Raw genomic sequence first — 24,641 nt, forward strand, 5'->3', positions numbered from 1 at the left:
TTTTATCCTTTATACCCACAATAGGTAATACATAAATCTCTAAATCGCCAAATATCGCCCTTGCTACTACGACTATCTAAAATAATCTCATAGAGCCCTTTTAATAAAGCTCGCAAGGCCTTAACTGAAATTCTAGGACTTGCTTCGTAAGCCAACTTAATCGGATATGGTTTAAATGACGAATCATGATCCTTACATAAGTTTTGTATGGCTTGAACAGACATTCCCGCTTGTCGACATTCACTAACCAGTAGCTGTAGACGTAATTGCCCCTCAATATAGCTCATAGCACGGTCTAATTCTTTATAGCCGAACATAAATGGAAATAGTTCAAGTAATGTATCGATATCTCTTTTTAACAGAGCCTCTTTAAAGGTAAATATATTTTTAGCTCCATAGTCACTGCCATTTTCCTCTAGGAATTCTTTGGTAATTACTTTTTCCCCAGTAATTTGCAAGAAATATCGGTCAAACTCAGTTCTCATAAAAGAAACAGGTACATCTTGCCACAAATCGATGAGATGAGTTACGTATTCTTGTGCATCAGGCGTCATGTTAAAGCCATGAGATGTACAATACTGACGTATCCACATCACAAGGTCTGCCCCTTCAAGGCGCTTACATTCACGATTCGGTATTTTATTTAAAAGCTCTTTATTCTGCTTGATTCGTTTATCTATCATGTCATGATAAATCAAAACAATTGGATTATCCCCATTATATTCCATGATGAGCTCATATAATGGGAGCCAAGCATCGCTATTTTTGCCGCTTTTACGAATAATGGGCAAATTAACTAAGCAGAATACCTTTTGATCTCCAAAGAGAGAGTCCTCACAAAGTTTTTCACTTATCTTCTGTGGACCAGCTTCATCGTCTAATACAATCACCGGTAGGTCAGGATAGGCACTTAAAAATTTACGTTTTTCTTCTTCAATTAATTGTGGCTCATCACCATAAATGAGTTCAATATGTGCCATAGTGCCTCCTTTCACAGATACATATCCTTAATATAGCTATACCCCATTATATACATGTGTTCTGACGAAGGATCCACATCGCGTAACGCACCGTGGGGACTGCCAAATAGAATTGTACTATGAGGTGAAATACGCCCTATTTCATTCATTACACTGGATCGACTCGTTATATATAATGAATTAATCTTATCATTTAATTTTAGATTTTTTTCTCTACTTTGTCCATTATATACGACGATTTGGTTCATACCATTTTTATATACCACCTGTGCAGAACCGTTACTGTGAAAGTACTCAACTTTTACATCTTTAGGATTTACACCATATGCCCTTATAGCCTGATTAATAAGTCTTTCATTAGGTATAGTTTTAATATAATCTGGTGCATCGATTAATAGATATGCTCTTCTATGGTTTGGGTCTATGCAAAGTAACACATTACACTGTTTCATAGGAATATAATGGATTATTGTGTTCTTGTGATGCTGAGTCACATAGTATGAAGCACCAAAGGTTGCAACCATACATAATAAGGACATCACTATATATACAGTATACTTATTCTTATGTGTCAAAAAATACGTAAACAAACCTAATAGAGCATAATATATATAAACACAATAAAGATGCATCATACCAAGCCAAAGTAGACTATAACTACGTCCTAACACATGATTTAAATATAAAGATATTCGCAATAGTACATCTACTAAAGACCATATTAACGATATAGGGAATACGTAACTGACTAAAGTACTTACAAAAATTAAAACTATGGATATATCTAATAAGGGCGCTACTATACAGGCTGCTAGCAAACTAGCAATGCTAATATAGTGAAAGTAATAGAGTTGTAATGGCAATATGAGTAACTGTGCGGATACACATAATACAAAAGGTGTTTTTATCCATCTTGGTAACCACTGTATCCGTTCATATAATACTTTTCCCCATATGAGTAAACCATAAGTCGCCCCGATGGATAGTTGAAAGCTTACATCAAATAAGGAGAACGGATCATATATGATACATAAAATAGCGCATATACATAACGCTTGTTTGGCCTGATATAGTCGTCCCTTTATATAGGCGATACACATGAGTATACTCATCATCGTTGCACGTACAACTGGTGCATCTCCACCAACGATACAACAATATATACAAGCTACTAATATACCCCAAATTAAACATGTACGCTTCCGTAATTTAACAAGCCTTCCTAGACCATAAATTAAAGCTAATAGTAAAGCAATATGCGAGCCAGATATAGAAAGAATGTGGATGAGGCCAGTATAGGCAAAATCTTTCATCCGTTCTTCTCCTAGTTCACTATAATGACCACCTAAAGCTAACGCTTGAGCTAATACCTTTTGTGGACCATCTAGATTACTAGCAATATTCTTTTCTATAGATTCTCGTATTTGACCACATAGATATAAACTTCTCCTATATGTTTCTTCATAAATACTCTCTTTATATGAAAATGTTTGTAAATCTTTAGCACTGGCAGGTCGATAAACTCCATCGTAGATTCGTCCTCTTGTGTTAGAACTCATATATCTGCCTCGAAGATTGATCCGACCTTCCTCTTCGATGAAAAATAAAGACTTTGGAGTTCCTTCAATAATGGCTTGTTCTCCCAATCTTATTTTGTTATTTGTAGCTGATACCTTAGAGTATACTTGTAAACGTCCTTGAGCCTTTATATAGGAGTTTTTTGCGCTATCTTTATAAGGATGTAGACCATAGATTTCAATAGTATATTTGTGATATTCCTGTCCATCTAGATTTACTATTTCAGGAGATGATACAACAGTACCTAGATATTCTCCTTCTTGCTGTAAATAATATGATGTATAACTATTAAAATTTATAATCCGTAAATCTGTTTGATAATAAGATAAACCAACTAAAACAAAGACTAAGATGATTAACTTGCTAAGTGAATACCATCTATCAGACGATAGTAATGCTTTGAAAATACCCACAACTATAATAGCTAACCCAATAGCAAAGATGTAGTGCATCTGCATAAGTACAGGATAATACTGACCATAGCCTAATATTGTACCCATAATTATAGAACCCAATATAGTATGTGCCCATTGACTATGGGTTAAAACCTTAGTGTTCCAATTAACATCATTTGCATCAAAGAAGGGTTCATCATTCTTGCTATCTTGATGACTAAATCGTAATTTTGTCTTTAATCTTCTTAAATACTCCGTCACCAATGCCCTTCACCCCCTTAATACCTTCAATGGATGTAAAGGGACCCTTTTGCGAACGATATTCTTCAATTCTCTTCGCCATAGCTGGACCAATACCTGGTAATGAATCTAATTCCTTTGCAGTTGCCGTATTGATATTAATTTTGTTACCGCGCAATAAAACCTCTGGATTACCGTGAAAGTTAAATACTATATGGATATGATCTCCCGCATTTACTGGTTTTGCCATATTGACTGATTCTACATCAGCATAAGGTAGTAGCCCACCTGCAAGCTTTACCATATCTCCATAAGTAGCTGAATTTTCATATTCATACAATCCTGGTGATACAACAGCACCTGTAATATACGCAATTGGTTTATTGGGCAATTGTTCTACATTTGATATAGAAGAATTTCCATCTATTGCCCCTTCAGCTAGGACAGAATCGCTTTCATCTGTTATAATAGGCCATAGGAAATAAATTCCTACTAAAATACATAGGATTAATATAATTATCGTATACGGCTTCAATTTACTTTTCATAATGCACCTCCTACTAAAGGATTTTCCAATATAAAAGTAAACTCCTACCGTTGACTCTATTGGTCACACAAGCAGGAGTTTTATAATTGATGTCGAATATAAGGAGACTCAATGAATCAAGATACATTAAGAAAATATGCCCGTACATTATTACAATACGGCGTAAATTTACAACAAGATCAAACTTTAGTTATTTCTGTTGATGTGGAAAATAAAGACTTTGCAGTTATCGTTACAGAAGAAGCCTATCAATTGGGGGCTAAAGAGGTTGTTCTCAACTGGCGCTGTTCACCTATTGCACGTCAACGTTTAATGCATGCCAAAGAAATAGTCTTAGAAAAACCTGCTAACTGGATTCCTGAATTCTACAAACAATACATCGATGATAAAGCGGCATTCTTATCTTTAATTAGTGCCAACCCTAAAGCCCTTGCTGGCATCCCGACAGAACGTATTTCTTTACAGTCACGTAATTTAAACAAAGCCTTATCCTTCTATCACACAGCCATTATGAATTCTTCTGTTACTTGGTGCGTTGCTTCTGTGCCAACTGTTTTATGGGCAGATTTACTCGGTTATGAAGGTACCGATGAAGAAAAAATCGACCAATTGTGGGCAACTTTGCTTAAACTTTGTCGCATCGAAGGCATTGAGGCAAAGGATACATACCGTCACCACATGGCTAAATTACGCCGTCGTCGCGAAGCAATTAATAAACTAGACTTAAAAGTATTACGTTACACTTGTGAAAATGGTACTGACCTCTTACTAGAATTACCAGAAGGTCATATTTGGCAAGGCGGTGAAGAAGCGTCTAAAGATGGTACTATCTTCAATGCTAATATTCCTACCGAAGAAATTTTCTCTGCACCACAGTACAATGGTGTAAACGGCATTGTATATAGTACAAAACCTTTAATTTACCATGGCAATACGATTTCTGATTTCTCCTTCACTTTCAAAGAAGGTAAAATTGTAGAATACACTGCAAAAGAAGGTTATGAAGTACTAAAAGAATTAGTTGAGACAGATGAAGGCTCACACTACCTTGGCGAAGTTGCATTAGTTGATCATTTTAGTCCAATCAGCCAATCTAATCAAATCTTCTATGAAACATTATTTGATGAAAATGCATCATGCCATCTAGCAATTGGAGCCTCTTACCCTACATGCCTCAAAAACAGTGATGGTTTATCTGACGAGGAATTAAAAGAACGTGGTTTGAACCACTCTTTAACACATGTAGACTTTATGATTGGTCATGAACATATGAATATCAAAGGCTATACACGTGATGGCCAAGAAGTAGACATCATGATCGATGGTCGCTTACAAGTATAAACATAAATAACAGATAACGAAATCCCCCATATACAACTGTATATAGGGGATTTTAAAAGCAATTAAATTTTTATTACATTACAATGTGATATTCAAAGTGCGGCCTGTAGGCTTGTATTCAATAATTTCTACACCTGCGGTTTTCAACATTCGTTTAGAAGCTTTTACCTCTTTCGTATCCTTATATAGGTCATCACGATAGATAACGGCCTTAATACCACTTTGAATAATGGCTTTTGCACATTCATTACAAGGGAAAAGTGTTACATATATTTTAGAACCTTCTAAAGAACCACCCCGATAATTAAGTATGGCATTCAGTTCACTATGAACGGTATAAAAGTATTTATTATCATCCGCCGTATCGCGTTCCCATGTGAAATCATCATCACTACAATTTAATGGCATCCCATTATAGCCAATAGACAATATTTTATTATCATTGCTCACAATACAGGCACCTACTTGTGTGTTGGGATCTTTAGAACGTTGTGCTGCCAAAATGGCAACACCCATGAAGTATTCATCCCAGGAAATATAATCGTTACGTTTTGCCATAGTTACCTCTCTTAAAAATAAGCCCCCATCTACCTATGTAGTTGGAGGCTTACATTATTAACCAAAAATATCATCATTTACATTTATTTAACAACGATATTTACAAGTTTACCTGGTACATAAATAACTTTTACAATGTTTTTACCTTCTGTAAACTCTTGAACACGACTAGACTCTTTAGCCATTGTTTCTAATTCTTCTTTTGTAATATTTACGGAAACAGTAAGTTTATCGCGAACTTTACCATTTACTTGCAATACTACTTCTACTTCGTCTACTACAAGCGCAGCTTCTTCATATACAGGCCAGTTTTCAGTGTGGATGGATGTAGTTTCACCCAATTCATGCCACAACTCTTCTGTCATATGAGGAACGAATGGCGCTAAAAGAAGTAATAATGAATGAGTCAATTCATTAGCTAAAGCACTATTGATTGTTTCAGTTTTATCCTTATGAGCGTACATAGCATTTACAAGTTCCATGATTGCAGAAATGGCTGTATTGAAGTTGAAGTTGTTATCGAGGTCTTCTGTTACCTTTTTGATAACACGGTGTAATTCACGACGTAATCCGAATTCGTCTTTTGTGAGTTCACCAGTTACATTTTTCTTAGCCTCTTCGTTATACGCATCAACAATACGCCATACACGGCCTAAGAAACGGTAAGAGCCTTCAACACCTTGATCAGACCAATCGAGGTCACGATCGACAGGAGCCGCGAATAGAATAAACAAACGAGCAGTATCTGCACCATAGGTATTGATGATTTCTTCTGGAGAAACTACATTACCTTTAGATTTAGACATTTTACTGCCTTCTTTAAGAACCATACCTTGCGTCAATAAGCCTCGGAATGGTTCGTTAGCTTCGATAAGACCTAAATCATGAATAACTTTCACAAAGAATCGAGAGTACAACAAGTGCAAGATAGCATGTTCAATACCGCCGATATATTGGTCAACATTCATCCAGTAATTAGCAATTTTTTTATCGAATGGAGCTTGGTCGTTTTTAGCATCTGTATAGCGCAAGAAGTACCAAGAGGAATCGATAAATGTGTCCATCGTGTCTGTTTCACGACGTGCAGGGCCACCACACTTAGGACATGTAGTATTTAGGAAGCTTTCAGATGTAGCCAATGGAGATACGGCACCAGATTCAAATTTAACATCCTCTGGCAAGCGTACTGGTAACTGTTCTTCAGGAACGAGTTGTTCACCACATTTTTCACAATATACCACGGGAATTGGCACGCCCCAGTAACGTTGACGAGAAATCAACCAGTCACGAAGGCGGAAGTTTACTTTACCTTCACCAATACCGCGTTCATTAAGAGCTGCCGTGATATTTTTACGAGCCTCTTCAGATGTTTGGCCATTATATTCACCAGAGTTAACGAGGATACCATCTTCATGATACCATTCTTGCCATTTTTCAAGGCTGTATTCTTCACCTTCACGAGCTACGACTTGTTTAATAGGCAAATCGTATTTATGAGCAAATTCCCAGTCACGTTCATCATGTGCAGGGGAACCCATTACAGCACCAGTACCATAATCTACCAATACATAGTTTGCAATCCACACAGGAACTTGTTCGCCAGACATTGGGTTTACTGCATAAGATCCAGTAAACATACCTTCTTTAGGTGCCTCTGTAGATGTACGGTCGATATCGCTCATATTGCGCATACGCGTAATGAAAGCTTCTAATTCAGCTTTATTAGGAGCATTTTCAATGAGACGTTCCACATATGGATGTTCAGGAGCCAATACTACATAGCTTACGCCGTAAATAGTATCAACACGTGTAGTATATACAGATACGCGTTCATTGATGGATGGCACTTCAAAGGAAAATTCTGTACCTTCAGAACGACCAATCCAGTTCTTTTGCATCAACTTAACGCGTTGTGGCCAATGATCTAGAGTATCTAAATCAGCTAACAAGCGATCTGCATATTCAGTGATGCGTAAAAACCATTGTGACAAATCTTTTTTCTCAACAGGGTTATCACAGCGCCAACAAGCACCATCGATAACTTGTTCATTTGCTAATACAGTATGACAAGTTTCACACCAGTTTACTTTTGCTTCCTTTTTATAGGCTAAGCCTTTTTTATAGAACTGTTCAAAAAACCATTGAGTCCATTTATAGTAATCTTCTTTACATGTTGCTACTTCGCGGTCCCAATCATAGGACAAACCAAGTGCTTTTTGTTGCAATTTCATGTTCTCGATGTTATCAAGAGTCCATGTTTTTGGCGCAATACCATGTTTAATAGCCGCATTTTCAGCAGGCATACCAAAGGAGTCCCAGCCCATTGGATGCAACACGTTAAACCCCTTCATTTTCTTGAAGCGAGCTACTACGTCACCGATGGAATAGTTACGTACGTGACCCATGTGTAAATTACCAGATGGGTACGGGAACATTTCTAATACATAGTATTTTTCTTTAGATTCATCATATTCTGTTTTAAATGTATGGTTATCTTCCCAATACTGTTGCCACTTTTTTTCAATATCTTGGGCTACATACTTTTCGTTCATGTAGGGGCCTCCTCATATGGTCAACCTCATAGGTTGCCATTTTATAATTAATGTTTTTATTTTACTACGTACTGTAAAAGCAGTCAAACACTAGCGTTTTACGACTTGAATAGTTTTTGTTAAATCATTTTTAGGGCTTGTATTTTGATCCGAACTATAACCAGTATATAAGTCATTTTGCTCTTTAACTGTTTGTTTATTATGCTCTTTTTTAGCTTTAGCCTCTTCTTCTAAGCGTTTTTTCTCAGCTTTTACTTTTTCAGCTTCTTCTTTTGCTTTGCGTTTAGCAGCCTCTTTCTCTTCTTTAGCTTTCCGTTTTGCTTCTGCTTTAGCTGCTTTTTCTTTTTCTTCTAAGCGCAATTTATAAGCATCAAGTTTAGACAACGGCTTAGCTTCTTCTACTTTAGGTTCTGAAACAACATGGTTAGCAGATTTAGACATACCACGACCTAAATCTTTTTCTTGAATCATAGCAATTGTAGAAGTATCTTCAAACCCTTTACGCCATGCAGCAAACCCACCAAGGTGTAATTCTTTTACCAGATCAAGTTTTAATCCTAACGATGTATTATCTTCAAACCAAATACGATCTGAACCAGAAGCTGTTGGAATAGATAAATAGTATAACTTTAATCGATCATCCCAAGTCATTTTATCCCTGTAATTAGTAAAGTAATTACTTGTATTCTTCATAGCCAATGTTTCGCTTTTAGCATAACCATTCGTGTCATGCCATAAGCGCATATAGAATGGTACGCCTAATATTAACTTTTGAGAAGGAACTTCAGAGAGCATTCTTTCTGTATGGCTACGAACCCAAGGATAACTTGCAACAGGACCTGCAGTAGTACTCTTAGCCCAAGTTTCGTCATACGCCATAAGAACTACATAATCTACTATATCTGCCAAAGCTTTACGGTTATACACTAATGACCATTCTGGACTATCAGAATAGCCAGTCACATCAATAGAAGTTTTAATATTATACTGATGTAAATGATTAGACAAATATGCTACAAATGTTGTTAAACGATCACGGTCAGCATAATCAATGTTTTCAAAGTCAAAGTTATAACCATCAAACCCATATATATAGGCATATTGAACAAGATTATGAGCAAATTTCTTCCATACCGATTGATCCGCCAGAATACCACTTGTAAAATTAGAGTCAAAACGATTAGTAATCAACGGCCAAATATGATAGCCTTTATCCTTATACGCTTTCACATAATCAATATTTACATTTGAACTTGCTTCTAAACCTAAGCTATGCAATTTAAACCAACTTGGAGAAATAATATTATCACCACTCGTATTGAGTTTTGCCTGATACGGAATTCCCTCTGTTGTCCATGGATCAAAAGCCCAAGCCAATGGTGTTTGCAATGTATAAGGTGCTTTCACCGTAGATGCTTCTGGTGCAGGTCCTAAAATAAGTTGACCATTATTTTTTGTATAACTAACACCCAGCATAGCTGGCTCAGACTCAATATCTACATAGGATATACCATCTTTTTTGGTAATGGGCAATTTAACAGGTTCACCTACGGCTGCAGGATTTAAAATAACCGTATCACCTTGTAATTCACTTTGTGGAACATATACTGTATATGCTGTTTTATATTGATTTGCTTCGTAATGACGTGTAGTAGTGGCTAAAAATTGATCTAATGGTACCAATACCTCTGCTTGTACGATTGTACTAGATAATGCAGACATTACTAAAGCTGTTAATGATTTTATAATAGTAGATTTACGAATCATGTACTCTCCTAATTCTAGGTCCCATACGGGGATACAATACCAATTTCTATATTATACCATATTATATATAGTTCATCTCTTTTCTTGCATGAAGGATATATGTAATTTATAATTTAATCTATGTACTAATAAAAAATTATCACATAAGGAGTTTTGTATGCATCAATATTTATTTTTCATAGGGGACTTCCCTATTAGAGCCTATGGTACCATGTTAGCTTTGGCTATCATTTGTGGTGCCTCTGTTGCCTATGTACTTTTGAAAAAGGATGGCCGCGGTTGGCATGAACACATCATCGACTTTTCCATTACTGTAGCCGTAGCTGGTCTCATCGGTGCTCGTCTATGGGACGTATTCTTCTTTGATTGGGATTATTACGGTAATCATTTATTAGAAATTCCCTTTGTTTGGCAAGGAGGTATGGCCATTCAAGGTGGCGTGGTACTAGGCACAATTGCTGGCTATTGGTATCTTCGTAAAAACAAAATTGACTTTTGGGCTTTTGCCGATTTATTTGCCCCTGCATTGATTTTAGCTCAATCGGTAGGCCGTATGGCAAACCTTTTAAACGGTGATGCTTTCGGTCATCCTACGGGTGGTAATTATGGTATTATCTATCCTGAAAGTACCCTTGCCTATCGCACCTACGGTAATCAGCCGCTTTGGCCTGCCGAAGTATGGGAAGGTCAAATTGATATTCTCATCTTTGTAGCCCTTCTATTATTTGGATCTTTCAAACATGCTAAGGGCCAAGTGTTCGTACTATATGCCATTCTCTATTCTACGGCTCGCTTCTTCTTAGAGTTCTTACGTGGCGATTACGTAAACTTAACGCTAGGTTTAAAATCTGCTCAAATGACTAGTTTAATAGCCATCATTGTAGGTATCTGTGTATTCATTTATCTAGGTTATCTAGAAAAGAAAAATCAAAAAGTACTCGTGACTACAGAACCGATAGTAAAAACTAAAAAACGTAAATAAATTACAAATAAAAAGAAAAAGTCCTACATTCAAAGTTAAAAACAATGAATGTAGGGCTTTTTCTATATAAGATATAATTTACTAACTCATTTATTGACTAATAAATTATACAGTAATTATAAATGTAAGAATTTTTTTTATAGATTTTCTTTAGCTTTTAACGCATCCAGATCTTCTAATGCACGATTTGCAATCAGTGCATTTTTTTCTTTCTTCTTACGTACTTTTTGAGACCAGGACTCCATGATACCAAAGTTGACGTTCATTGGTTGGAAATTTGAACCTTCGTAGTTAGAAATATAGTGACTAAGGGAACCGATAGCCGTCGTCTTAGGAAATTCAATAAATGGTTGTTCCTCTAAGTAACGGTCTACTTGTAGGCCTACCATTAGCCCACTAGCAGCAGATTCTAAATAACCTTCAACTCCAGTCATTTGACCAGCAAAAAATAAACGCGGTTCCTTTTTAAGCTGGAATGCATGATTCAATAACTCAGGAGAATTGATATACGTATTGCGATGCATAACACCATAACGAATGAAATCGGCATTTTCAAGGCCTGGAATCATACCGAATACACGCTTTTGCTCGCCCCATTTTAAATGAGTTTGAAAGCCTACCAAATTAAACATGGTACCTTCTTTATTCTCCTTACGCAATTGCACAACTGCATAAGATTCCTCATTGGTGCGTTTATCCACTAAGCCCACAGGCTTTAAGGGACCATAACGCAATGTATCTTCCCCACGGCTCGCCATAATTTCTACGGGCATACAGCCTTCAAAGTAGATTTCCTTTTCAAAATCTTTTGGTTGTACGGCTTCAGCCGTTGTAAGCTCATGCCAGAACGCTTTATATTCCTCTTCTGTCATAGGACAGTTAAGATAATCCGCATCGCCCTTATCATAACGAGAAGCAGCAAAAACTTTATCATAGTTTAAGGATTCAGCCGTTACAATAGGTGCAGCAGCATCGTAGAAGTAAAAGCCTGTTTCACCAGTTAAAGCTTTAATTTTATCTCCCAATGCTTCAGATGTAAGTGGACCAGATGCAAAGATAACAGTGCTTTCAGTAGGAATATCCGTTACCTCTTCTAGATGAACTGTAATATTAGGATGACCTTTTACTTTTTTCGTCACCATTTCACTAAATAAATGACGATCAACGGCTAAAGCACCACCTGCAGGAACAGCAGTTGCATCGGCACATTCCATAATGATGGAACCGAGATGACGCATTTCTTCTTTCAAAAGGCCTACCGCATTTTCAATATTACCAGCGCGTAACGAGTTACTACATACGAGCTCTGCAAATTGATCTGTTTGGTGCGCAGGAGAACTCTTAACAGGACGCATTTCATATAAGTCTACATGAATGCCTCGGTTAGCAAGTTGCCAAGCTGCTTCGGATCCTGCAAGGCCTGCACCAATAATGATAACATTTTTATGATTCAATTGTAGTTTCCTCTTTTTTAGCTTTACTAGACTTTTTAGATTCTTTTACAGTTTCTTCACTAGCTTCGCTTTTTTTCTTTCTTGTTTTCTTTGGTGGCCTAGTAGGACAAGTTTCATTGGAACAGAACTTTTTAACTGTACCATTTTTATATGTCTTTTCAACCATTATAGAGCCACATGTTTCACAGAAATCATGAGTTGGCTTATCCCATAATGTAAAGTCGCATTGTGGGTATCGATTACAGCCATAGAAAATACGTCCACGACGAGATTTGCGTTCTACGATTTCCCCTTCTTTACATTTAGGACAAGTTACACCAGTTCCTACTGTAATAGGTTTTGTGTTTTTACATTCCGGGAAATTAGAACATGCTAAAAACTTACCATAGCGACCAAATTTATATACCATTGGACTATTGCAAAGTTCACAGATTTCATCACTTTCCATAGATGCAATTTCAATGCGGTCTACATCACTTGCATCTTCTAGCTCTTGCGCAAAGACCTCGTAGAAATCAGATAATACTTTTACATATGTATCTTTACCAGATGCAATAGCATCTAGTTCTTCTTCTAGATCACGAGTAAAGCCAGTATTGATGATTTTTTCAAAGTATGCAATCAAGAAGTCTACCACAACAAAGCCTAGCTCTGTAGGCACGAATTGTTTATTCGTATTTTCCACATAGTTACGACTAACGATAGTATCTAGAATTGGTGCGTATGTACTAGGACGACCAATGCCAAGTTCTTCTAATGTCTTGATGAGACTCGCCTCGGAGTAACGTGGAGGTGGTTGCGTGAAATGTTGTTCAGGCAATACCTCTACCGTATGGGCAACATCATTCTTTTTTAAAGCAGGTAATTGAGGTACATCCTCTTTTTTTGCATCTTCATAAACGGCACTGAAACCTGGGAAAATAACACGAGAGCCAGTCGCTTTAAATGTATAGTCATCTTTAACATTCAACTCTATCGTTGTGGATTCATTTTGTTGAGGCGCCATTTGGCTAGCCATAAAACGATTCCAAATCAACGTATATAGCTTAAGTTCATCACGACTCAAGAATGGTTCCACCATTTTAGGTGTTAACTCAAGAGATGTAGGACGAATCGCCTCATGCGCATCTTGTGCAGAACCCTTAGAGCCGTACACATTTGGTTTAGATGGATAATAGTCTTCCCCATAATTGCGAAGAATAAAGTCTTTAGCCATAACTTGCATCTCTTTAGAGATACGCGTAGAGTCTGTACGCATATATGTAATCAAACCTACGTGGCCATAGGAGCCAATTTCTAAACCTTCGTATAAATGTTGAGCAATCATCATCGTACGCTTAGCACCAAAGTTCAATTTACGCACACCATCTTGTTGCAAGGTAGAAGTTGTAAATGGAGGTGCCGCTTTACGAGAACGCTTGCGCTTTTCAATATTAGTCACTACTGCATCTTCATTGCCAATAGCATCAACTATGGCTTGTGCATCACTTTCAGTAGTAATATCGATTTTTTCACCTTTAATATGGGTTAATTCCGCTGTGAAAACCTCTTTTTTAGGCGTTTCAAAATTGCCTTCAATAGTCCAATATTCTTGTGGCACGAAAGCTTGAATTTCTCGCTCTCTTTCACAGATAAGTCGAACTGCAACGGATTGCACACGACCTGCACTGAGGCCTTTACAAACCTTTTTCCATAATAAAGGACTCAATTTATAGCCTACGATACGGTCTAATACACGGCGTGCTTGTTGAGCATCTACCATATTCATATCGATGGTACGTGGAGACTCCAAAGCCTCTGCTACAGCATTTTTAGTGATTTCATTGAACGTAATACGGCATGTAGACGTAGGATCCACATTAAGAATGTACGCTAAATGCCAAGAAATAGCTTCCCCTTCGCGGTCAGGGTCAGTTGCGAGCAATACGGCACTGCTTTCATCGGCATAAGAAACTAGTTCATCAATAACCTTTTTACGGGTGACCAAATTGCTATAGCGCGGCGTGAAATTATTCTCTATATCGATGCCCATTTGAGATTTAGGCAAATCTCGTAAATGTCCCATACTCGCCTTTACAACATAGTTAGAACCTAAAAATTTTTCAATTGTTTTAGATTTAGCAGGAGACTCTACGATAACCAATACTTTGCCATCAGGATTATATACACGTGGTTCCCGTTGCTCCGGTGGCACTGAAGTTTGTAGTACGGATTTATCCCGTACAATCCCCATGGGAGTAAGGGCTTCTCTAGCAACCTTACGCTTTATCGTAGTACTTTCTTTCTTAGTATTTTTCTTTTTTGTGTCTTTACTAGTACTAGCTGCTTTCGGCTCGCCAATAACGATAGATCGTTTAATGGACAAGTATATCACTCCTAGTCATATTAATATAGCCTCTCGGCGGATGATTCTCTATAGCCCCTTCCATTTCTAACTCTAGTAATAAGGGCTGTAGTTGTTGTAATGGAATACGAGTCGCTTTCAAAATATCACTAACCGTAATACATCGATCATGAGGTATTTCACTCAATATTACACTCCTATCCACATTAAAGCTTAACATAGAGCACCCTTTTCTATCAACACTTTGACTATGATTCCCTATTTTTACACTATCTTTTACACCTTTATTTCCCTTATTTTTTGTTGGTAAAAGTTTCTGTTCACTAGAAAAATAGTCCCGCAATGTTAAATGATATTGTTCAACTATATCCACGTAACCAGTAAGTACATATGCACCATTTCTCATTAGAAATTTATTTCCGTCTGCCGTATGGTCTAATAAATTACAAGGAACTACAAAAACATCTCGACCTTCACTAACCGCCATATCTGCCGTAATCAAAGAACCGCTACTGGACTTGGCCTCTACTACAATAACACCTCTGCATAATCCACTAATGATACGGTTTCGTGCAGGAAAATGTTTTGCGGACGGCGGTGTACCTGGCGGGTATTCAGATAGGAGTAACCCATTATTTTGTAATATACGATCAAATAGTTTTGCATTTTCTCTAGGATAGGTGATATCTAAACCACATCCCATAACAACGATTCCGTACCCCTGACTAGTTAAAAGGCCTTCATGACCATGTGAGTCTATACCACGAGCCCCACCGCTGACAATAATGGTGCTATATTTACCCAATTCCTTGCCGAGCATTCTTGCCACATTCCGACCATATAAGGAGCAACTCCGTGCCCCAACTATACCAATACGATTTAATCGTTCATCTAAAAGTGCTCGATTACCTCTCATAAACAAAATAGCTGGCGGATTATATATATGATTTAAAACAGACGGAAAGTCTTTGTCTAAAAAGGTAGTAAAATCCATCTGGTATTCGTCTACTTTATGGATAATATACTCTAATTTTTCATCTTTAGCCGATGCTGAAATGGCACGTTTATCAGATGCAGAAATATATGTATAAGATTTTAAGTTTTCTACATTCTTAATAGCTTGCCACGCATCATAAGGGGATCCAAAATCCTCTATAAAACGCCTTACATATGTGGCTCCAACATTGTATAAGCTTTGTAATCCTGCAATATAAATATTGTCATCGTATCTAATCATATAAACACCTAGTAATTCTTTCTAAGTATATAATCATTAATTTTATATAGAATCAAACAACTACTTTTGGCAAATAAACAACTACTAAATTTATGAGATAATTACTTTATTTGCCAGTTCTAAATAACATTGCTTCAGAAATATGATGTGGTTCTACTTTTGGATTTTCTTCTAAATCAGCAATTGTACGAGCCACCTTTAATATGCGATCAAAAGCTCGCCCACTTAAATGAAAATGGTCAAATATATTGCCTAAAACACTCCAAGCCTTATCTGTAATATTGCATAGTTCACTAATTGCCTTATGGGGAACTGCTCCATTCGAATTAAAGTCAAAACCTTCATATCGTTTCTGTTGCATAGCAGTGGCCATGATAACTTGTTGTCTCATACTTTCACTCGTCATATTTGAAGATGATGTATCTAACAGCTGTTCAAGGGTCGGTCTCTCAACGGGAATATGCAAATCAATACGATCCATAATCGGCCCTGATAACCGTTGCTGATAGTTTTTAACCATCGTTTCTGTACAGACACATTCCTTATAAGGATCATGGTAATACCCACAAGGACAAGGATTGGCCGCAAGAATACAAATAAAATTAGCTGGATATATATAATTTCCTTGAGACCGATTTATAGTAATCGTTCTAGACTCTAAAGGCTGTCGTAATGCATCGATTACTTGGCGTTGAAACTCAGGCGCTTCATCCATAAATAATACGCCTCCATGAGCTAATGTTACCTCTCCAGGACGTCCCTGTATCCCTCCACCGACCATACTAGCCAAAGTTGCCGTATGATGAGGATGTCTAAAAGGTCTAGATTTCACTAGCCCATTATCACCTAGTAAACCTATTACATCTTGTATACGACTCACTTCAACAATTTCATTCCAAGTCATAGGAGGCAATATGGTCGGCAATCGTTCGGCCATCATCGTTTTACCCCCACCTGGAGGCCCTATCATAATACAATGATGATGACCTGCAGCACTGATGAGCATGGCTCGTTTGCCTAACTCTTGACCTTGTACATCGCCAAAATCAACTGTATATGGTTGATTAGTCTTTATAGTTATACTTTCATCCGTAACAGACGTATCAACACAATTATTACTAATCATAGTTACTTGTGGTTTACTGATTGTATCTAGATTTTCATTGCTTCCGGTTAATGGCATAGACTCTAAAGGCCCTAGAATTGATTTATTGGCATTGTGTTTATCTACTTTTCCTTTTTTGATACTTATTTGTTTATTTTTATCAACTACCTTTGGCTTAATTTGTTCCTCTAAAATAGTAATAATTTCTTGTAGTGATGATCCACCATATATAGTTAAATTAGGAATAGACTGTAGCACTTTACTATTTTCAATACTTGTATAAATTTTTGAATAATTAGCATCTAATCCTGCTAGCGACATAGCTAGAGTCCCAAAGGTCGGTAATAACGAACCATCTAACGCTAACTCTCCCATAAACAAACTCTTATCAAATAAAGCCGAAATTTTAGCTTTACGCCCATTTATCTGTCCTGATGCAAGCAGAACCCCTAAAGCGATTGCTAAATCGAGCCCAGCGCTACTTTTACGAATTGTAGCCGGGGCTAAATTGACTACGATGCGTCTCATTGGAAATTCGTATCCACTATTTTTAATGGCCGCTCGCACTCGTTCACGAGCCTCTTTAACAGATTGATTAGGTAGTCCAACGATATCAAAGACCGGCAAACCTTGTGATATATCAACCTCTACAGTAATGATACATCCATCAATGCCGTGTAAGGTGGCTCCATTTAATTTTGCGTACATAAACTGACCTCACTAAAAGCACTGTGGTAAATAATGAATAGAACTTTGAAAGTCCTCGTGCAAATACACCTCTATTACATCAAAGGATATTTCCTTCCAACGGCGCTTTTTTTGATTTAAATCATATAGAAACAACATAGCAGCTCGTTTAATATGCTTTTGTTTTTTCTTGGTAACTGCCTCACGTGCTAGTCCATGTTGCATACCTCGGCGAGCTTTAATCTCTATAAAATGATAGACTAAATCACGTTTAGCAATGATGTCTATTTCGCCTAAACGGGTTCGATAATTTGTATCTACTACCGTAAGTCCCATTTTTTCAATATAATTGGTAGCTACTCGTTCCCCCCATTTGCCCAGTTCTTTTGAATCGAGTTCATTAAATGCTTTACCAGTACTAATCGTTTTCATATATACCTCCTAATAAGGTGTATCTGCAACAACAACTCATAGAATTTAATATCTATACTATATTAATCTTTCAACAGGTAATACTTACTTGTAGCGTAAATTATGGAGGTAACAAAAGTAAATACAAAAGAGGTTCCTAATAGTCACATAGGTGACCAATAGGAACCTCTTTACGGATATAAACTATATGCAATTTATAATGATATAACGAATAAAACTAATACGACTATAGGACTTAACTTAATAGTCTAATCATAAAATAAATTTATTATCCATATATAAATAACTAAAATTTAGTCAGGTTTAACCCAACGCACAATAGATTTAATAGGCTCAAAGCTCTTACGATGAAGCGGTGTTACCCCTTGTTGCTCGATAGCTTCTTTATGTAATTCCGTATAGTAACCTTTATGAATACCAAAGCCATAGCCAGGGAACTCATCATCAAGGCTCTTCATATATCGATCTCGCGTAACCTTTGCAATGATGGATGCAGCAGCAATATTAGCGCTTTTGCTATCACCTTTAATGATGGATTCAACGGGAATCCTCAAATCAGGCAATTTCATAGCATCGGCTACTACTGCTTCAGCTGGTACGCTAAGCGTACGAATAGCCTCATACATCGCTTGTCGCGTTGCTTCATAGATATTTAGCTCATCAATCTTTTCTGGACCGTAAGAAATACAGCTAACAGCAACGGCTTCGTCCATGATGATATCATAGAGTGTTTCTCGTTTTTCCTCTGTTAGTTTTTTAGAGTCATTAAGGCCTGGAATTAATGTCATAGGTGGCAAGATAACAGCAGCTACCGTAACAGGCCCCGCAATAGGACCACGCCCCACTTCATCGACACCAGCCACATGATAAATACCTTGATCATAGAACATGCCTTCATAGTCATACATACCCATGAGGCGTTGCTGTTCTTTTAACTCTTTTTCTTGACGCTTAATATAAGAAGCAGCCAATTTCTGTACAGAACTACGAGTATCCTCTTGAGCAAAAGACAAAATCTCTAAGGCTTGTTCAGTTTCAAAGAGAGCTTTAATATCTGCTACTTTTAACTTAGAAAATACATCCTTATCCATTATGACTCTCCTCACCATCTGCAGGGTAGTACGGTTCTTCATCAACTTGATCGAGAGTAATTGTACCTAACTTAGTATTGCGATAGTCTTGCAAGATAATACGGCGAGCCTTGTCAAAATCTACAATGCCACCGCTTACAAGACAACCTCGACGACGTCCAATGCTTTCAAGAATCGTATCAACATCGGTCATCTCTTCTTCTTTTAATTTATAACGCTCTACCAAAATATTTGGCGTGTTCGTCAATAAGTAATTTAATAGTTGTTTTATAACATGCTCTAAATCATAAACATCATCGGAAATGGCACCTGTCATAGCGAGGCGAGCCGCTGCACGTTGGTCCTCTAATTTTGGCCATAATACACCTGGTGTATCAAGCAATTCAAGATTTTTACCGATTTTAACCCACTGTTGACCACGTGTATGACCTGCCTTATTAGCTGTACGCGTTGCAGCAGAACCAGCCAAAGAGTTAATCAATGTAGATTTACCAACATTAGGAATGCCTAAGATGATAGTCCTAACAGAACGACTGCGAATACCTTTCGCTACCCAACGATCAATGATAGGTTTACTTAGACGTTCTACGGTAGATAGTAATTTTTTATTGCCTTTGCCAGATTTAGAATCGATAGCCAATACTGTAATGCCTTGTTTAGTAAAAAATTCAGTCCATTCCTTTGTGGCTTTAGGATCAGCTAAGTCAACTTTATTTAACAGTACAATATGTGGTTTTTGACCAACGAGTTCAAGGATTACAGGATTCGCACTAGAGCGAGGAATACGCGCATCTAATAACTCGATAACAACATCTACCTTCTTGATGTACTCTGTAATCATACGAGTAGCTTTCGCCATATGCCCAGGGAACCAATGTACGATAGGTGAATCTGCCATTTTATATCCTTTCTACATACTTTATATACATCTCATAGAGATACTTAGTATATTTTATATTTATCTTTTTACAGCTCTATATTCCTCTATTATAATTCTTTAATTCATAGAATAATAAAATAGAACTATTTATATCTAATTTTAGCAAAAATAAAAGGCTGCCAACGGCAGCCTTTTATGAACATTAGCGTTTTTCGCGAATACGAGCAGCTTTACCAGTAAGGTTACGTAAGTAGTACAATTTAGCACGACGAACAACACCACGGCGCATAACTTCGATTTTAGCTAAACGTGGGCTGTGAAGTGGGAATGTACGTTCTACACCTACACCGGATGCAATACGACGAACTGTAAAAGTTTCACGTACGCCACCGTTTTGACGTTTAATTACCAAACCTTCGAACACTTGGATACGTTCACGAGTACCTTCCACTACTTTTACGTGTACGCGAACTGTGTCACCAGCGCGGAAAGTAGGGATGTCTGTACGAAGTTGTTCTTGTTCAAGTACGTTAATAATGTTCATTGTTTCCTCCTGTTTGCAGACATTCAATACCTACACCTTATAGGCAGCGGACTGTCTCAAATTAACAGCAATATAGTATCATAAATCACGTACTGTTAGCAAGTATTTTCTATATTATTTTAATAATCCAAATAATTACGTATTATTTACGTATAATTGGTCGTTTTAACTTACCTAATAAGCGGTATAAATTCTCCTGTTCTTCATCCGATAAATCAGAGAACATTACATTAAGAAATTCGTTAAATGTATGTAAAAGAGTTTTGCCTAACCGTTTCCCCTCATCTGTTAAAGTAACTACAGATATACGTTTATCCATATAATCAATATGTTTTGTAACATATCCCAATTCAATGAGAATATCTGTCTGCTCCGACACAGTAGCGGGACGCATATTTAGAGCATCTACTAACTGCTTCTGTGATGCTCCTTGGGAACGCATATATAATTCAATAATAATTCTATCACGAGACTTTTCTTTGCCGCTTGGCACCTTACACAAGGCTTTATATAATTCATCATGATTCATAATCATCTATCTCCTCATACAACTTTGTATATTATAAAGTATTCGTCATAGTCTCTAAAAATCCTGCATAAAATTTGCATATTCTTCGTAAAAGCAAAAAAGAGGTACGCACGGTACCTCTTCTCCTGTATATCATTATAAAAATTTTAACTTTTACTAGAATATGTTATTTTAATGCGCTAATATCGCCAATAATAGCCATTACACTGTATGCTAAACGAACGAGTTGTAAACGGTTAGCTTTAATAGCTTCATCTTTATCCATAACCATTACATCTTCAAAGAATTTGTTAATGGCTGGAACTAAAGTAGCTGGAACTGCCACGACTGCATCATAATCGCCAGCTTCCCAAGCAGCACTACTTGCTTCAGATGCTTTAGAAGCAGCTTCGAACAATTCTTTTTCAGCATCTTCTTTCAATAAATCGCTATTAACACCAGTATATTCCACATCTTTTACAAGATTGTACATACGAGTATAAGCTTGAACAAGTTCAACGTTTTCATCGATGCGGTTAGCTAACAATGCATTTACAAGACCTTCAGCATCAGCAACAGACAATTCGTTGTTAGATAACAATAAGTCAATTACATGATGAGGAACTTCGCGATCAAGGAAGATATTTTTCAAACGAAGTGTGAAGAACTCTTCTACTTGGTCAAGCAATTCGTCTTGTTTTTCAGCTAGTACATTAAGTAATTCCATAGATGCTTTGAAGATTGGACGTAAGCTGATATTCCATTCGCTACCAAGCAAGATATTCAAGATACCAATTGTTTGACGACGCAATGCATATGGATCTTGAGAGCCTGTAGGGATTAAACCACGGCTGAAAGTAGCGACGATGTTATCTACTTTATCGATGATGGACAATACTTTACCGGCCTCAGTTTGAGGCAATACATCACCTGCAAAACGTGGTAAGTATTGTTCAAAAATAGCTTCTGCCACTTCAGGGGATTCACCATCGAGTAAAGCGTATTCCTTACCCATGACACCTTGTAATTCAGTGAATTCTGTAACCATACCGGTTGTAAGGTCGGTTTTAGCGAGCTCTGTAGCGCGTTCTAACACAACAGCTGTATCTTCGTGCAAGCCACATTCTTCACCAAATACACGGCCCAATTTAAGTAAACGTTCAGTTTTATCCGCTAAATTACCAAGACCTTCTTGGAATACAATTTTAGTCAAACCATCTTGACGGTCGATAAGAGGTTTCTTGCGGTCTTCGTTGAAGAAGAATTTAGCATCATCAAGACGGGCGCGCAATACACGTTCATTACCAGCTTGAACTACTTCAATAGAATGATCGGAGCCATTGCGAACGGTTAAGAACATTGGCAACAATTTGCCGTCTTGATCAACTAATGGGAAATAACGTTGATGGTCTTTCATTGGTGTGATGATGGCTGCATCTGGAAGTGTCAAGTAAGACTCTTCAAAGCCACCACACAATGCTGTAGGCCATTCAACAAGATAGTTGATTTCTTCTAACAAATCATCATCCCAAACGATGGATGCATTTTTAGAAGCTGCCATATCATGTAATTGTTTGGAGATCAATTCACGACGTGCGTCTTGATCAACCATAACAAAGTTTTCTTTTAATGTATCTACATAGGATGCTGCATTTTTAATAGTGATTTCATCAGCCCCTAAAAAACGATGACCACGTGTTACATTACCAGATTTTACAGTAGCAAATTCTACAGGAATTACTTCTTCATCAAGTAAAGCTACAAGCCAACGTACAGGACGTACGAACTTAGCATCTAAATTACCCCAATGCATGGATTTAGGGAAGTTAAGACCTGTAATCAATTGAGGTAACATATCTGTGACGATATCTTTTGCAGGAACCCCTGCAGTTTTGGTTTCAGCGTAAATATAGCCGTCTTCTACAACGAGATCAGCTACATCAAGACCTTTACCACGAGCAAAGCCGATAGCTGCTTTTGTGGCATTACCGTCAGCATCATATGCGATAGACGCAGAAGGACCTTTATGACGTTCACTGATTTCAGCAGATGTGTCAGCAAGACCTTTCACGATAAGAGCCAAACGACGTGGTGTGCCGTATGTTGCGATGCTTTCAAAAGAAAGATGGGCATCATTTAATTTTGTTTCAGCCAATTGTTTCAATTGACCTAAGATATTTGGCATAAAGCCGGCAGGAATTTCTTCTGCACCGATTTCAAATAATAAATCTTTTGCCATCTTATTTATCTCCTTTCAAAAGTGGGAAACCTAACTCTTCGCGTTTAGCGAGGTATTGTTGTGCACAAATACGAGCCAATGCACGTACGCGGCCGATGAAAGCAGTACGTTCGCTGATGGAAATAGCGCCACGGGAATCAAGTAAGTTGAATGTGTGGGAACATTTCAATACATAGTCGTAAGCTGGTAATACATAACCAGCTGCACAAACGCGTTTTGCTTCTGCTTCGTACATATCAAACAATTTGAAAAGCATATCTGTATCAGCTAATTCAAAGTTGTATACGGATTGTTCAACTTCGTTAGCATGCCAAACATCACCGTATGTAACATTTTCATTCCATTTAAGGTCATATACGTTTTCTACGCCTTGAATGTACATAGCCAAACGTTCTAAACCGTATGTAATTTCTACGGAAACTGGTTTACAATCAATGGAACCAACTTGTTGGAAATATGTGAACTGAGTTACTTCCATACCGTCGAGCCATACTTCCCAACCAAGACCCCAAGCACCCAATGTTGGAGATTCCCAGTTATCCTCAACGAAACGGATATCGTGATCTTCAGCATGAATACCCAATGCAGCCAAAGATTGTAAGTACAATTCTTGGATGTTATCTGGAGATGGTTTCACGATAACTTGGAATTGATGATGTTGGAACAAACGGTTAGGGTTATCGCCATAACGACCGTCTGCTGGACGACGAGAAGGCTCTACATAACATACAGCCCATGGTTCAGGACCAATAGCATGTAAGAATGTAGCAGGATTCATTGTACCTGCACCTTTTTCTATGTCATATGGATTTTGAACGATACAACCTTGATCGCTCCAGAATTTTTGTAAATTTAAAATAATCTCTTGAAATGTCATTGCTGCCTCCACTTTACACAACCGACATAAAATCAACCATTTCGTTACAAACAAAAAAGTCCCTGTAACGAAAAACGTTACAGGGACGAGTATACCCGCGGTTCCACCCTATTTGGCTTGCGCCCTCTTTTTTCTATGTTGGCCTTTACTAACAGATACCTGCGTTCCTGCCAATGCTCTACAGCGCCTTCAACCAAATGTGAGCTTACACCATCCTCACTCGCTAGAGAGGTTTACTACTCTGCTTCATCGCATATATTATACACAATATTGTAGCAATAGAGAGGGATGAATGTCAAACTA

The 24,641-nt window shown here is 37.5% G+C and carries 19 protein-coding genes; 2 read left to right on the forward strand and 17 right to left on the reverse strand.

Annotated features, from left to right (window positions below):
- Nucleotides 1–2 precede the first annotated feature (2 nt).
- From holA to E7K77_RS01770, 3 genes are read right to left on the reverse strand one after another with little or no spacing between them, the layout of a single operon-like run.
- The gene (gene holA, locus E7K77_RS01760) at nt 3–980 is read right to left on the reverse strand and encodes a DNA polymerase III subunit delta (protein ID WP_325306018.1); all 978 of its coding nucleotides are present in this window, start codon (nt 978–980) and stop codon (nt 3–5) included.
- A gap of 11 nt (nt 981–991) precedes the next feature.
- On the reverse strand, nt 992–3,214 hold the full coding sequence (locus tag E7K77_RS01765; protein WP_316597873.1) for a ComEC/Rec2 family competence protein: 2,223 nt from the start codon (nt 3,212–3,214) through the stop codon (nt 992–994).
- Nucleotides 3,171–3,740: a ComEA family DNA-binding protein gene (locus tag E7K77_RS01770; RefSeq protein ID WP_295815867.1), complete on the reverse strand. Its 570-nt coding sequence runs from the start codon at nt 3,738–3,740 to the stop codon at nt 3,171–3,173. Before E7K77_RS01770 ends, E7K77_RS01765 begins: the two co-directional genes overlap by 44 nt.
- Before the next feature lie 111 nt (nt 3,741–3,851).
- Here E7K77_RS01770 and E7K77_RS01775 point away from each other — a divergent pair, with 111 nt between their 5' ends.
- Complete coding sequence (locus tag E7K77_RS01775; RefSeq protein WP_325306019.1) at nt 3,852–5,081, forward strand: aminopeptidase; 1,230 nt, start codon at nt 3,852–3,854, stop codon at nt 5,079–5,081.
- Nucleotides 5,082–5,159: 78 nt separating this feature from the next.
- Here E7K77_RS01775 and E7K77_RS01780 read toward each other — a convergent pair whose 3' ends face one another.
- The 3 genes from E7K77_RS01780 to E7K77_RS01790 all read right to left on the reverse strand — a co-directional run bounded on the left by E7K77_RS01780 (nt 5,160) and on the right by E7K77_RS01790 (nt 9,958).
- Nucleotides 5,160–5,639: a deoxycytidylate deaminase gene (locus tag E7K77_RS01780; protein WP_004697136.1), complete on the reverse strand. Its 480-nt coding sequence runs from the start codon at nt 5,637–5,639 to the stop codon at nt 5,160–5,162.
- 83 nt (nt 5,640–5,722) lie between these two features.
- Nucleotides 5,723–8,191: a leucine--tRNA ligase gene (leuS, locus tag E7K77_RS01785; protein WP_316597684.1), complete on the reverse strand. Its 2,469-nt coding sequence runs from the start codon at nt 8,189–8,191 to the stop codon at nt 5,723–5,725.
- Between the two features lie 90 nt (nt 8,192–8,281).
- Nucleotides 8,282–9,958 (reverse strand): glycosyl hydrolase family 18 protein, encoded by a 1,677-nt coding sequence (locus E7K77_RS01790; RefSeq protein WP_316597686.1) that lies wholly within the window; start codon nt 9,956–9,958, stop codon nt 8,282–8,284.
- 157 nt (nt 9,959–10,115) lie between these two features.
- Here E7K77_RS01790 and lgt point away from each other — a divergent pair, with 157 nt between their 5' ends.
- Nucleotides 10,116–10,940 (forward strand): prolipoprotein diacylglyceryl transferase, encoded by an 825-nt coding sequence (lgt, locus tag E7K77_RS01795; RefSeq protein ID WP_302682876.1) that lies wholly within the window; start codon nt 10,116–10,118, stop codon nt 10,938–10,940.
- A gap of 137 nt (nt 10,941–11,077) precedes the next feature.
- On the opposite strand, the gene trmFO is transcribed toward lgt, so the two are convergent.
- The 11 genes from trmFO to glyQ all read right to left on the reverse strand — a co-directional run bounded on the left by trmFO (nt 11,078) and on the right by glyQ (nt 24,338).
- The gene (gene trmFO / locus E7K77_RS01800; protein WP_325306020.1) at nt 11,078–12,394 is read right to left on the reverse strand and encodes a methylenetetrahydrofolate--tRNA-(uracil(54)-C(5))-methyltransferase (FADH(2)-oxidizing) TrmFO; all 1,317 of its coding nucleotides are present in this window, start codon (nt 12,392–12,394) and stop codon (nt 11,078–11,080) included.
- Nucleotides 12,384–14,759 carry a type I DNA topoisomerase gene (gene topA, locus E7K77_RS01805; RefSeq protein ID WP_325306021.1) on the reverse strand — a complete coding sequence of 792 codons (2,376 nt, stop codon included), beginning with the start codon at nt 14,757–14,759 and terminating at the stop codon, nt 12,384–12,386. Before topA ends, trmFO begins: the two co-directional genes overlap by 11 nt.
- Nucleotides 14,749–15,975 carry a DNA-processing protein DprA gene (dprA, locus tag E7K77_RS01810; RefSeq protein WP_325306022.1) on the reverse strand — a complete coding sequence of 409 codons (1,227 nt, stop codon included), beginning with the start codon at nt 15,973–15,975 and terminating at the stop codon, nt 14,749–14,751. The genes topA and dprA overlap by 11 nt, the downstream gene beginning before the upstream one ends.
- A 106-nt stretch (nt 15,976–16,081) precedes the next feature.
- Entirely contained in the window at nt 16,082–17,788 is a 1,707-nt protein-coding gene (locus E7K77_RS01815; RefSeq protein ID WP_077708448.1) for a YifB family Mg chelatase-like AAA ATPase, read from the reverse strand.
- A gap of 12 nt (nt 17,789–17,800) precedes the next feature.
- Nucleotides 17,801–18,199, reverse strand: a complete 399-nt coding sequence (locus E7K77_RS01820; RefSeq protein ID WP_004696986.1) for a YraN family protein — start codon at nt 18,197–18,199, stop codon at nt 17,801–17,803.
- A gap of 293 nt (nt 18,200–18,492) precedes the next feature.
- Entirely contained in the window at nt 18,493–19,290 is a 798-nt protein-coding gene (locus E7K77_RS01825) for a ribonuclease HII (RefSeq protein WP_077708449.1), read from the reverse strand.
- Nucleotides 19,283–20,188 (reverse strand): ribosome biogenesis GTPase YlqF, encoded by a 906-nt coding sequence (gene ylqF, locus E7K77_RS01830; protein WP_060919830.1) that lies wholly within the window; start codon nt 20,186–20,188, stop codon nt 19,283–19,285. Before ylqF ends, E7K77_RS01825 begins: the two co-directional genes overlap by 8 nt.
- Before the next feature lie 184 nt (nt 20,189–20,372).
- Nucleotides 20,373–20,714, reverse strand: coding sequence for a 50S ribosomal protein L19 (gene rplS / locus E7K77_RS01835; RefSeq protein ID WP_004695921.1), 342 nt, complete (start codon nt 20,712–20,714; stop codon nt 20,373–20,375).
- Between the two features lie 142 nt (nt 20,715–20,856).
- Nucleotides 20,857–21,243: a MarR family winged helix-turn-helix transcriptional regulator gene (locus E7K77_RS01840; protein WP_077708654.1), complete on the reverse strand. Its 387-nt coding sequence runs from the start codon at nt 21,241–21,243 to the stop codon at nt 20,857–20,859.
- Nucleotides 21,244–21,409: 166 nt separating this feature from the next.
- Nucleotides 21,410–23,461 (reverse strand): glycine--tRNA ligase subunit beta, encoded by a 2,052-nt coding sequence (glyS, locus tag E7K77_RS01845; RefSeq protein WP_077708450.1) that lies wholly within the window; start codon nt 23,459–23,461, stop codon nt 21,410–21,412.
- Between the two features lies 1 nt (nt 23,462).
- On the reverse strand, nt 23,463–24,338 hold the full coding sequence (gene glyQ / locus E7K77_RS01850; RefSeq protein WP_021148183.1) for a glycine--tRNA ligase subunit alpha: 876 nt from the start codon (nt 24,336–24,338) through the stop codon (nt 23,463–23,465).
- Nucleotides 24,339–24,641: the final 303 nt, after the last annotated feature.

Origin of the sequence: Veillonella parvula (assembly GCF_032577575.1) — a bacterium.
In the GTDB taxonomy this organism is placed as follows: domain Bacteria; phylum Bacillota; class Negativicutes; order Veillonellales; family Veillonellaceae; genus Veillonella.

Bases quoted from the DNA above. Each gene is read 5' to 3' on its own strand.
- E7K77_RS01790 (WP_316597686.1), bottom strand. From the start codon at position 9,958: ATGATTCGTAAATCTACTATTATAAAATCATTAACAGCTTTAGTAATG.
- glyQ (WP_021148183.1), bottom strand. From the start codon at position 24,338: ATGACATTTCAAGAGATTATTTTAAATTTACAAAAATTCTGGAGCGAT.
- E7K77_RS01780 (WP_004697136.1), bottom strand. From the start codon at position 5,639: ATGGCAAAACGTAACGATTATATTTCCTGGGATGAATACTTCATGGGT.
- E7K77_RS01840 (WP_077708654.1), bottom strand. From the start codon at position 21,243: ATGAATCATGATGAATTATATAAAGCCTTGTGTAAGGTGCCAAGCGGC.
- ylqF (WP_060919830.1), bottom strand. From the start codon at position 20,188: ATGGCAGATTCACCTATCGTACATTGGTTCCCTGGGCATATGGCGAAA.
- E7K77_RS01770 (WP_295815867.1), bottom strand. From the start codon at position 3,740: ATGAAAAGTAAATTGAAGCCGTATACGATAATTATATTAATCCTATGT.
- E7K77_RS01815 (WP_077708448.1), bottom strand. From the start codon at position 17,788: ATGTACGCAAAATTAAATGGAGCCACCTTACACGGCATTGATGGATGT.
- dprA (WP_325306022.1), bottom strand. From the start codon at position 15,975: ATGATTAGATACGATGACAATATTTATATTGCAGGATTACAAAGCTTA.
- E7K77_RS01825 (WP_077708449.1), bottom strand. From the start codon at position 19,290: ATGGATAAGGATGTATTTTCTAAGTTAAAAGTAGCAGATATTAAAGCT.
- rplS (WP_004695921.1), bottom strand. From the start codon at position 20,714: ATGAACATTATTAACGTACTTGAACAAGAACAACTTCGTACAGACATC.
- E7K77_RS01775 (WP_325306019.1), top strand. From the start codon at position 3,852: ATGAATCAAGATACATTAAGAAAATATGCCCGTACATTATTACAATAC.
- E7K77_RS01820 (WP_004696986.1), bottom strand. From the start codon at position 18,199: ATGAAAACGATTAGTACTGGTAAAGCATTTAATGAACTCGATTCAAAA.
- lgt (WP_302682876.1), top strand. From the start codon at position 10,116: ATGCATCAATATTTATTTTTCATAGGGGACTTCCCTATTAGAGCCTAT.
- leuS (WP_316597684.1), bottom strand. From the start codon at position 8,191: ATGAACGAAAAGTATGTAGCCCAAGATATTGAAAAAAAGTGGCAACAG.
- holA (WP_325306018.1), bottom strand. From the start codon at position 980: ATGGCACATATTGAACTCATTTATGGTGATGAGCCACAATTAATTGAA.
- glyS (WP_077708450.1), bottom strand. From the start codon at position 23,461: ATGGCAAAAGATTTATTATTTGAAATCGGTGCAGAAGAAATTCCTGCC.